General features: G+C 39.2%; 8 protein-coding genes and 1 pseudogene. All 9 read right to left on the reverse strand.

Features of this window, described 5'->3' with window-relative positions; genetic code table 11:
* Positions 1 to 50 precede the first annotated feature (50 nt).
* A complete protein-coding gene (locus tag CWS20_RS12285) occupies positions 51 to 1130 on the reverse strand; it encodes a PIN/TRAM domain-containing protein (protein WP_066192136.1) in 1080 nt (359 codons plus the stop codon).
* Positions 1131 to 1345: 215 nt separating this feature from the next.
* Positions 1346 to 2419, reverse strand: coding sequence for a DNA integrity scanning diadenylate cyclase DisA (gene disA / locus CWS20_RS12290; protein ID WP_066192134.1), 1074 nt, complete (start codon positions 2417 to 2419; stop codon positions 1346 to 1348).
* 3 nt (positions 2420 to 2422) lie between these two features.
* Positions 2423 to 3805 carry a DNA repair protein RadA gene (radA, locus tag CWS20_RS12295; RefSeq protein ID WP_066192133.1) on the reverse strand — a complete coding sequence of 461 codons (1383 nt, stop codon included), beginning with the start codon at positions 3803 to 3805 and terminating at the stop codon, positions 2423 to 2425.
* 228 nt (positions 3806 to 4033) lie between these two features.
* On the reverse strand, positions 4034 to 6481 hold the full coding sequence (gene clpC, locus CWS20_RS12300) for an ATP-dependent protease ATP-binding subunit ClpC (RefSeq protein WP_066192132.1): 2448 nt from the start codon (positions 6479 to 6481) through the stop codon (positions 4034 to 4036).
* 6 nt (positions 6482 to 6487) lie between these two features.
* Positions 6488 to 7567 carry a protein-arginine kinase McsB gene (mcsB, locus tag CWS20_RS12305; protein ID WP_066192131.1) on the reverse strand — a complete coding sequence of 360 codons (1080 nt, stop codon included), beginning with the start codon at positions 7565 to 7567 and terminating at the stop codon, positions 6488 to 6490.
* Between the two features lie 2 nt (positions 7568 to 7569).
* Positions 7570 to 8121, reverse strand: a complete 552-nt coding sequence (mcsA, locus tag CWS20_RS12310) for a protein-arginine kinase activator protein McsA (RefSeq protein ID WP_066192130.1) — start codon at positions 8119 to 8121, stop codon at positions 7570 to 7572.
* Between the two features lie 30 nt (positions 8122 to 8151).
* Positions 8152 to 8613, reverse strand: coding sequence for a CtsR family transcriptional regulator (locus CWS20_RS12315; protein WP_066192129.1), 462 nt, complete (start codon positions 8611 to 8613; stop codon positions 8152 to 8154).
* A gap of 496 nt (positions 8614 to 9109) precedes the next feature.
* A complete protein-coding gene (locus tag CWS20_RS12320) occupies positions 9110 to 10219 on the reverse strand; it encodes a C45 family autoproteolytic acyltransferase/hydrolase (protein WP_066192128.1) in 1110 nt (369 codons plus the stop codon).
* An 83-nt stretch (positions 10220 to 10302) separates the two neighbouring features.
* A pseudogene (locus CWS20_RS12325) lies at positions 10303 to 10941 on the reverse strand (GNAT family N-acetyltransferase); the annotation flags it as partial.
* Between the last annotated feature and the right edge of the window lie 666 nt (positions 10942 to 11607).

Here is an 11607-nt window from a genome sequence, read left to right on the forward strand (position 1 = left end):
AAAGAGCTTTACCATAGTTAGCTCTTTCCCTCTGCTCTTTTTGTTTATTATTATAATGCTTTTTCTAATAATTTGGGCTTAGCAAATATCATCCTGCCGGCTGATGTTTGAAGTACGCTTGTAACAACGACATCAATATGTTTACCAATATAATTGCGGCCTTCTTCTACAACGATCATTGTGCCATCATCCAAATAGGCAATGCCCTGGTTTTGTTCCTTACCGTCCTTAATAACCTGCACTTTCATTTCCTCACCCGGCAATACTACAGGCTTTACAGCGTTTGCAAGATCATTAATATTTAGAACCGCTACCTTTTGAAGTTCACAAACCTTATTCAAGTTAAAATCATTCGTTACCACTACACCATTTGAAATTTTGGCAAGCTTTACAAGTTTACTGTCAACCTCTTGGATTTCTTCAAAATTACCTTCATAAATTTCGACCTTCATCGAAAGCTCTTTTTGAATGCGATTTAAAATATCTAAGCCTCTTCGTCCTCTATTTCTTTTCAAAACATCAGATGAATCCGCAATATGCTGAAGCTCTTCTAAAACAAATCTCGGAATGACAATTGTCCCTTCCAAAAAGCCTGTCTGACATATATCCGCAACCCTGCCATCAATAATAACGCTCGTATCTAAGATTTTCAGTTTATTTGCTTCAATCTCAACTTCATCTTCATTCACTTTTTTCTTTTTGCTAGTAAATAGGGTTAATAATTCATCCCGCTTCTTAAAACCAATTTGAAAGCCTAAATAACCGAATAACAAGGTTAATACGATTGGGGCAACCGTATTAAATATCGGGAACTCAATGGTATTAAGCGCATAACCAATCAAAAACGCTACAACAAGGCCAAATATAAGCCCTAAACTACCAAAAATAATATCTGTAATCGGAACCTTTACAATGGACTCCTCTGTCCATTTAATAAAATTGACCACATGGTCTACAGCCCAAAATGTTATTAAATAAAAAATAATGGCTCCTAAAATGGCAGAAACATAAGGATTATTTATTAGAGGAATGTCTTCTAGTCTAATTAATATCAATAATTCCGGGATTAAAAATATCCCAAGCGTGATTCCTATAATAAGAAAACAAGCCTGTACAATTCTCTTTAACATTCCCTCACCTCCTTTTATTCATTATTAACAAATTCTCAAATTCAAAACGCTAATATTGGAAACTTTTATCATTATTATAAAAAATTATTTCAAAAAACTAAAAAAAAGGAATTTCAACGTGCTTGATTACACTTTAAGCCTAGCACCGTTTATTATTGGATGTCAAATAATAAACCAACCATTTTAGCACATCATGTTCATAAGTTCAATGGGTTTTATAAATGTCTTTCAGCGAAAAACTGTTCCTGGATAAGCCTTAGCCCTTCATTAATTTTTCTTGCTCTTACTTCGCCAATCCCTTCAACCTCATCTAAATCCTCAATGGAAGCTGCGGCAATATGTCGTAGCTCTTGAAAGCGTTCAATTAAATTTTCAATAATAATTGGCGGCAATCTTGGAACTTTATGAAGCACCCTAAACCCTCTTGGGTGAATGACTTCTTCCGTATGAATATAGCCATGATAGCCAAGGAGCTTCATAATGACAGAATCCTCCAATGTTTCACCTTTTGATAATTCTTGCAGTTTAATTAAAGCTGCTTTTGCAGATAAGTCTTTTGAATGGGAATAGTCCATGATTACGAACTCAGCTTCCCTTTCCATTTCGATCAACAACTCATTCATTTGGAGGCGAATCAGTCTACCCTCTGTTCCAAGCTCACTTAAATACGTTAGCAGTTCATTTTTTATTCGCAAAATCATTTCAATGCTATGCATTACATTTAGTACATCATTATAAGTCACTTGCTCTTCAAACTCTAAAATGCCTAAATTAGAGATATTCTGTTCTAGTACGACTTTATACTTTTCTAAAGTTTGCACTGCAACATTCGCTTTTGTTAATATCACGCCAATATCTTTTAAAGAATATCTTGATGCTCCTTTATAGAGCGTAATTACATTTCTCCTTTGTGATACGGCAATCACTAATGCACCTGTTTGTTTAGCTATTCGTTCTGCCGTCCTATGGCGCATGCCAGTTTCTGAAGAAGGAATACTTGAATCAGGCGCAAGTTGTGCATTGGCAATGAGAATTTTATTACCTTCTTGGTTCAAGATAATAGCCCCATCCATTTTTGCCAGTTCATATAAATAATTTGGTGAGAAAGGGCAGTTAATCTGAAAGCCTCCATCAACCAGACTTGATATTTGCTCTTTTGAACAAAGAACAATAAGCCCCCCTGTATTCGCACGCAACACATTATCAATCCCTGCACGCAATGGTGTTCCCGGTGCTAGAAACTTTAGTATTTCACTAATTGTAATATCACTTTGTTTTTTTGATTCCACTTGTTATTGACCCCCTAATGCCGCCTTCAATGCTTCACTTACTGATTGGACACCAATTAATTCTATGCCTGCAGGAATTGTCCACCCGCCTAAATTATTCGCCGGCAAAATGACTCGCTCAAATCCTAATTTCGCCGCTTCCTGTACACGCTGCTCAATTCTAGACACCCGTCTCACTTCTCCTGTTAAGCCCACTTCACCGATGATGCAATCTGTCGCCCTTGTTGGCTTATCACGAAAGCTTGAAGCAATACTGACAGCAATTGCTAAATCAATGGCAGGCTCGTCCAGCTTGACCCCTCCAGCCACTTTTAAATAGGCATCCTGATTTTGCAGTAGCATTCCAACTCTTTTTTCCAATACTGCCATTAATAATGGGACGCGGTTATGATCGATCCCTGTAGCCATTCTTCTAGGATTGCCAAAGCTCGTTGGAGAAATGAGTGCCTGAATTTCAACAAGAACTGGTCTTGTCCCCTCCATTGATGCGACTACAGTCGACCCAGCAGCTCCTCCAGAACGCTCCTCAAGGAAAATTTCCGAAGGATTAGCTACCTCTTCGAGACCGAGTTCTTTCATCTCAAATATCCCCATCTCGTTTGTGGATCCGAAGCGGTTCTTTACCGCCCTTAAAATACGATAAGTATGATGACGCTCTCCTTCGAAATATAAAACTGTATCAACCATATGCTCTAGCAAACGAGGCCCAGCGATAGAACCTTCCTTTGTTACATGGCCGACAATAAAAATGGCAATCCCTTTTGTTTTCCCAATTCGCATTAGCTCGGCTGTACACTCTCTCACTTGAGATACACTTCCCGGAGCTGAGGTAATATCCGGGTGATATATCGTTTGAATCGAGTCTACTATAACAAAGCTCGGGTCAGTGCTATCGATTGTGCGACTAATCTCTTCAAGGCTAGTCTCAGCATATACGAGCAGCTGATCAGAAGAAACGCCCAGCCTATCCGCACGTAGCTTCGTTTGTCTTACCGACTCCTCTCCGGAGATATAAAGCACTGAATGATTTTGATTAGCTAATTGTGAAGATACTTGCAAAAGCAAGGTAGATTTACCGATACCCGGATCTCCCCCTATTAATACGAGGGATCCTTTCACTACCCCTCCACCAAGCACACGATTCAGCTCTTTCATTTCTGTATATATTCTAGGTTCGCTTACTGTTTCAATGCTAGTAATCGGCGTTGCTTTAGAAGCAAGCGCAGCCCCTTGAGAATGAGCAAATGCGCCCCTTCTTGTATTCACAGGCTTTTCCGTTTCTTCTGTCATTTTATTCCACACACCACACCCTGGACATTTCCCCATCCATTTTGCGGATTCATAACCACATTCTTGACATATAAATTTAGTTTTTCTTTTTGCCATTACTTTCTCCTTTAGCAGTGCATGTTATCTATTTAATTCTAATATATCAAGTGATTGTACACTATTCAAAGATTAACTAATTAATGGAAAAATTAGTTACAAATGATGCACGCTCCAACAAACGTTGTCATCTTATTTTTTACTGAACAATAAACGAATTTCATTTTAGCTAAAAAAAGTACACGCCTGTCTTCAAGCGTGTACCTTTGGTGTAATAAATTTTGCTATTTATTTTTGTCCAGAAGCTGCAGTTGGTTCAGCTGTTTTTACGACAAACTCACCATCTTGAATGTCAATCACTACGCTTTGCCCTGTTAATACTGTTCCTCTTAACAGTTCTTCTGAAAGTCGATCCTCAATATGCTTCTGAATGGCTCTGCGCAATGGTCTTGCTCCATACTCTGGATCATACCCTTCTTCAGATATTTTTAATTTCGCTGATTCCGTAAGTTCCAGAGTAATGTCTTGCTCCTTCAAACGAGTTGTTAACGAGTCAGACATCAATGTGACAATCTCTTGCAGATGCTTTCTTTCAAGTGCATGGAATACGATGATTTCGTCGATACGGTTAAGGAATTCCGGACGGAACGCTTTCTTCAATTCCTCCATTACTTTCCCTTTCATATCTTTATAATCATGTCCCTCATCTTGAATGTTAAAGCCAACGTATTTATTACGTTTTAAAGCCTCTGCACCAACATTGGATGTCATAATTAACACCGTATTGCGGAAATCCACTGTTCTGCCTTTAGAATCAGTTAAACGGCCATCTTCCAGCACTTGAAGCAGGATATTGAATACATCAGGATGCGCTTTTTCAATTTCATCAAGCAAAACGACTGAATATGGTTTTCTGCGTACCTTTTCAGTCAATTGGCCGCCTTCGTCATACCCTACATAACCTGGAGGCGATCCAACAAGACGTGAAGTTGAATGCTTCTCCATGTATTCTGACATATCAATTCGAATCATCGCATCCTCGTCACCGAACATCGCTTCTGCTAACGCTCGAGCAAGCTCCGTTTTACCGACACCTGTTGGTCCAAGGAATACAAATGAACCAATAGGACGCTTAGGATCTTTCAATCCTGCACGGGCTCTGCGGACAGCTTTAGAAATTGCTTTCACCGCTTCTTCTTGACCAATTACACGAGAGTGAAGGATGTCTTCAAGATTTAACAGCTTATCCGTTTCTGTTTGCGCTAGTTTGGTCACTGGAATTCCTGTCCAGCTTGATACAACATTCGCAATATCATCAACAGTTACTTCGCTGTTTTCCTTCCCTTGTTTTTCTTTCCATGACTTTTTCGTTTCCTCCAGCTGTTCCCTTAAACGCTGCTCTGAATCTCTTAAGGAAGCAGCTTTTTCAAATTCTTGGCTTTGAACGGCCGCATCTTTTTCCTTGCGTACATCCTCAAGCTTTACTTCAAGCTCCTTCAAGTTGGGAGGGGTTGTGTAAGAGCGCAGCCTTACTTTAGAACCTGCCTCATCAATCAAGTCAATGGCTTTATCAGGAAGAAAACGATCGGAAATATAGCGGTCTGATAATTTTACAGCTGCTTCAATTGCTGCATCAGTAATCGTTACACGATGGTGAGCTTCATAACGATCTCTTAACCCTTTAAGAATTTGAACCGATTCTTCGGATGTTGGCTCATCAACCGTAATTGGTTGGAAACGTCTTTCCAATGCTGCATCTTTTTCAATATATTTACGGTATTCATCTAAAGTTGTAGCACCGATACATTGAAGTTCCCCACGTGCCAGCGATGGCTTTAATATATTCGAAGCATCAATTGCTCCTTCAGCGCCACCTGCACCGATTAATGTATGAAGTTCATCAATAAATAAAATAATATTGCCCGCTTGGCGAATTTCATCCATTACTTTTTTCAAGCGATCTTCAAATTCGCCGCGATATTTCGTGCCTGCTACAACCGTACCCATATCAAGTGTCATAACCCGTTTATCACGCAATGTTTCAGGCACTTCATTGTTAATGATTTGCTGTGCTAACCCTTCTGCAATCGCTGTTTTACCTACACCAGGCTCACCGATTAGAACCGGATTATTTTTTGTTCTTCTGCTGAGCACTTCAATAACACGTTGAATTTCTTTACTGCGGCCAATTACAGGATCTAGGCTGCCTTCACGTGCAATTGCTGTTAAATCACGTGCAAGTCCATCCAATGTTGGTGTATTAGCATTTGCTGATGAACCGCCTTGGTGTCCGCTAGATTCATTGCTTCCAAGCAATTGCAGTACTTGCTGGCGAGCTTTGTTTAGACTAACACCTAAGTTATTGAGTACCCTTGCTGCTACACCTTCTCCTTCACGAATCAAGCCGAGCAGGATATGCTCAGTCCCTACATAAGAGTGGCCTAATTTTCTAGCTTCATCCATAGAAAGTTCAATTACTTTCTTCGCCCTTGGCGTATAGTGCGGCGTTTGAGACGCTTCCTGCCCCCTGCCGATTAAATTTTCAACTTCAGTTTGAATCTTTTCAGAGCCGAGACCTAATGCATAAAGTGCTTTCGCTGCAATTCCTTCACCTTCACTTACTAAGCCTAATAAAATATGTTCTGTTCCGATATTGCTGTGACCTAAGCGAATTGCTTCCTCCTGGGCTAATGCTAATACCTTTTGCGCTCTTTCAGTGAATCGACCGAACATCATATTTCATCATCCTCCCAACTCTTGATCTTCCATTTTTAATCTTTCCCTAATTAATGAAGCCCTTCTAATATCACGTTCAAACGGACGTAACGGACCTCCTGCATACTGTTGTAAAAATCCTGGCTGCGTTAATACCATTAATTCATTTAATATATTTTTAGAAATGCCTTGAATGTAGTTCATATCTATTCCAAGGCGAACATCTGACAAGCATCGCGCCGCTTCCTTAGTTTCAATGACTCTGCAATTAGAAAGCGTACCAAAAGAACGGTAGACTCTATCTTCTAATTGTATGTTTGAAGTCTTTGCTAATGCTTCCCTAGCTGACCTTTCTTGAGAAATTAATTGGCTGACAACACTAATTAAATCCTCGGCAATATCCTCTTCTGACTTTCCAAGTGTGATTTGGTTAGAGACTTGAAAGATGTTACCTAAAGCTTCGCTGCCTTCCCCGTAAATTCCTCTAACAACCAAACCAAGTTGATTGATTGCTGGAATAATTCGATTCATTTGCTGAGTAAGAACTAAACCAGGAAGGTGCATCATCACCGATGCACGAAGGCCTGTTCCAACATTTGTAGGGCAGCTTGTTAAGTATCCTACCTTTTCATCAAAGGCATAATCTATTTCTTCTTCGAGCCAATCATCTATCTCAAAAGCAACACGAAGCGACTCTAACAATTGAAACCCTGGAAATAGACATTGAATACGTATATGGTCTTCTTCATTAATCATAATACTCACTTCTTCGTTTTCTGTTAGCAAACAAGCTCCATAACTTGCATTTTCAGCTAAATGTGGACTGATTAAATGCTTTTCCATTAGCACTCTTTTTTGTAATGGCTGCAATTCATCCATTAACAGAAGCTCTAAATCACCGAATTTACCAAAAGTTGATTTAGTTATCCGTTCTTTGATGGTCTCTATGACAGATTTAGCTTCTTCATTTGAAAAAATGGTAGGAAAATTTACTTGTTTAATATTGCGTGCAAGCCTAATTCTAGAACTCAAAACAATGTCTGAATCCGGCCCCTCAGAACTCATCCAGGAGCTAACGGCTTGATTCATAAATTTTTCTAATGACAAGCTTACTCCCCTCCCTCTTGATGGCCATTCATTTCTTTCTCAAGCTTTCTAATTTCATCTCTTGTCTCAGCAGCCTTCTCAAATTCTTCTTTTGCTATAAGTTCTTTTAAGTTTGTTTTTAATTCTTCTATTTTTTTTCGTAGGTGTATACTTCCACCAATCCTCGCAGGCACCTTGCCATTATGGGTCCAGTTTCCGCTATGAAGTCTCTTAACAATCGGCTTAAGCTGTTCTCTAAAGGCACTGTAACAATGGGCACAACCAAACTTGCCAACCTTTACAAACTGCTGGAATGTCATTGAACATTGCTCGCATTGCAGAACATTAGACTGTTGATCTAATGCTGCTTCATTTGCCCCTTGATAGGATGGCTCAATATTAAACAGCCCAGCTAACAGGTTATTAATGGAAAAACCTGATCCACTGCTTAACATAAACATATCGCCATGCTCTTGTGCGCATTTATCACACAAATGGAACTCAGCCTTCTCACCATTCATAATTTTAGTAAAATGCAACGTTGCCGGCCGCTGATTACACTCTTGGCATATCATGTTATTCACCTCTCCAGGTTTTGCTGTACTTTATTTATATTTTAGTGTCGTTAACATCGCTATCAACATTCTGGCACGAAGTTCATCTCTGTACGGCAATTCGATATAAAGTACTGATCTGTCAATGACGCTCAGCATAATTTTCGCTTCTCTTTCAGTGATAATTTCTTCTTCCACTAAGCGTATAATGATGTTCTCTGCGCTGTTTTGCGAAATTCGACTTTGTATAATCGTAATTAACTGATTGATAAGATCTGCGTGATCATAGGCTTGAACCTTCATTATTCGAATATATCCGCCGCCACCGCGTTTGCTCTCTACTACATATCCTTTTTCAATTGTAAACCGAGTATTTATTACATAATTGATTTGGGAAGGAACACATTGAAATTTGTCAGCAATCTCACTGCGTTTAATTTCAACAATTTCCCGTTCACTCATCTCCAACACTTTTTTAAGGTAATTTTCAATGATGTCCGATATGTTTTTCACCCGGCCTCCCCCTATCTGACTTTGACTATATTTGACATAAATTATACATGATATTTTCATTAAGTTGCAACGAAGTAGCCTTAATAATTTTCCCTTATTTTATGATTCTCAAACGTAGGAAACAGCAAGTCTTTTATTTTTATGCAGAATTGTGACTTACGCATATTATCATATGAAGGGAAATTGATGAAGTCACAAAATGGTGAAAAAAACACCTAATTGAAGAGCAGATAAATTTTTGGGGATTTATCTGTTTAATAAGCTCTCAAGCTAAATTTTATTCATTCTTTTTGTTACGTGAGTGGAATTTTTGTGCAATGAATATGGGCATCATTTTCACCCTTTCTCTCATTTAGACAAGAAGCTAAGACCTTTAATAAAATAATACTACAAGAATAAGGTGTTTCTTTACATTACGGTTATCGAGGAGATTTTGCCAAAAAGCGTCCGATTCTCTTCATATAAGGAGAATCGGACGCTTTTTATTTTTTCCTATTCATTGTTCGCTCTTGATTACGCTAAGATTGTATTTTTTGTATTTATTCTGGTTCGCTTTTCCAATACAAAGCTCCATGCTGCGACTGGAAAGGTTCATAATGATGGAAAACACCGTTTCCATCCTTCGATGCTCCGGAGCTTTCTTGTTTTCATAATGATTAATCGAGTTCGGAGCGTTGAATTGATCGGATAACCAGACCTTAAAAGCTTCTGTATCGATTTTCTCCCTTTGATACACCTTGGAATGAATCAGTTGCTCCGCCCTGTTTTTCCTGATCAAGGAATCTTCAAATTTGAACTCGTTCCGATCCTCGACATTTTCCAAAATATCATTGGATAATATATGGTTCGTATGAACGACCTTCCCCTCATTGGAAGTCAGCATAGCGATTCCATATGGGGAGACCTCGTAATTGGCCACCATTGCTCTCCCCTCACCTTGATCACTTGCAATCATGAAATTTGCTGTAGATGCCAGCTGACCATCCTTTATGTTCGCAACCGCTTCATGTAAAGAACTGGAATTCAAAACACTTCTTAATCCTAAATGAATCGGCACTTTATTGCTTTTTTTGTTCGTCAGCAAAGCATTCAGACAAACCCCAAGTCCAGCTGAGTTGTAGCCAATTTTTCCGATAATGCCTCCCTCTGTAACCATTTGAATCGCAGGTTTCCCTTCCTGCTCGATGTCCAAAAGAAGAAGGCTTTCTATTTGTGTCGCCTTCCAATCCCAATTCTGTGCAAGGATCGTCTCCGTTGTAAGCGGCGGTATGATGCCGATGGCGGTACAGCCATCACTGAAAGGTTTACTTACGTAATTGGCCAATGCGATCTCACTTCTTGCATTCAGGGCAAGGATATCCTCGAAGTCGACTCCTGCCCCTAGAGCGACACCTTCCATTTCTTCTATGAAATTTTCGTTGTATTGCTCGATTGCCGCCAGATGGGTAAGCGCTTCTTCTCTCGCTTGTTTCCAGCTGATTTTACTATATCCATAGAATAGTCCTTCATAGGTCGTAAGGCTTTTCAGGACTTGTTCTCTTCCTTGCTCTCCATGGATTCTGCCAATTTCCCTGTTCGTTCCTTTTAATTTCAAATGTTTAATCATAAAATAAGGTATCCTTTCAATCATCAGTAATGATAAGAAATAAGCTCCCTTTGTAGTTGTTATAGTTTAATTCACTCAGTGGTATAATCTTCGTTGATCCATTCCATTGATGTCGCATACCCTCTGGAAGCTTCGTCGTCCGGTAAGTAATTCGGAATGATTTCCCTTAAAACAAACCCGTTGTTCTTTTGAAACGTCATCACAGGGTCGTAAATCTCATCCTTGAGGACCTTTTCCGCATACGCTTGTGCTGACATGAGATGGGAGTATTTATAGTAGTTAGGGATTCGACCGCCGATGATAATACTCTTCAAATTCAGATCTTTACAAACTTGTTTACGTGCATTATACAATCGTCGGCCAATCTTTAATTTTCGGTAATCGTGGTGAACGCTCACTTCTACTCCATATAAATTTAGACCTTCGGGATTATGATTCCTGATATACCCATTGTCGGATAACGCTGTATAGGAATGATTATGTGTATAGTCCTTAAAATTAACGATGAGGCTTGAACAAGAACCGACGACCCTTCCTTTATATTCGATACAGATCTGTCCTTCCGGAAAATTTTTCACCTGACTTTCTAACTGTTCCTTATTGAAGGAGAAGTCCGGACCGAAGCTGTTTATCGATAGTGCGGCCACCTCAACTAAATCTTCCTCTGTTATCTTCCTGATGACAATTTCTTTCTCTAGACTGGGTAAATCAATATTGGTCATAAATCCATTCGCTCCTTTCAAATTTATGCTGCGTCTTAGTTTCCCATGTTGATGGAAACAAATTTCTCTTCCAAATATTCCAACAATCCAGATTTTCCACCTTCTTTGCCTATTCCGCTCTCCTTGTAGCTCCTGATCTTATTAAAAAGGCATTCGGATAAATATACGGATGCTTCTTACGTGTTGTGTGACTTTCTCTCAGTATCAAGGCCATATGGTACGGCTGAATTGACGGTATACCCCTAGTTCTTTAAAGCGAGGAATTTCAGGTGTAATCACCTCAATATGTTCAAGTGCATGACGTGCATCCCGTCGTCCGTTCAAATCCTAGGTATTTTCGTATAAATCCACCCTCAGGCGAACGGCACCGTCATCAATTGTGTGAAAACGAATTTTGAAGCCTTCCTTAATCGCCTCTACTCTATAAAATCATTTTATTAATTAAGAATATTTGGAACAATAACAGTTTTTTTGACAGAAATTTATTCAAAATAGCATAATTTATTCAAGGTTGAATAATAAAAATAATAATTGTAATTCTCATTTTGTAATCGATTTCATAAAAATTTCAATAAGAGAAGCGTGGAGCGCCTTGCTCATCGCCTTACAAACAAAAAAAGAGCACCTCTACAGGTACTCTCTTCAATTTGCCCGGCAACGTCCTAC

This window comes from Cytobacillus horneckiae, assembly GCF_002835735.1.
Lineage (GTDB): Bacteria > Bacillota > Bacilli > Bacillales > Cytobacillaceae > Cytobacillus > Cytobacillus horneckiae.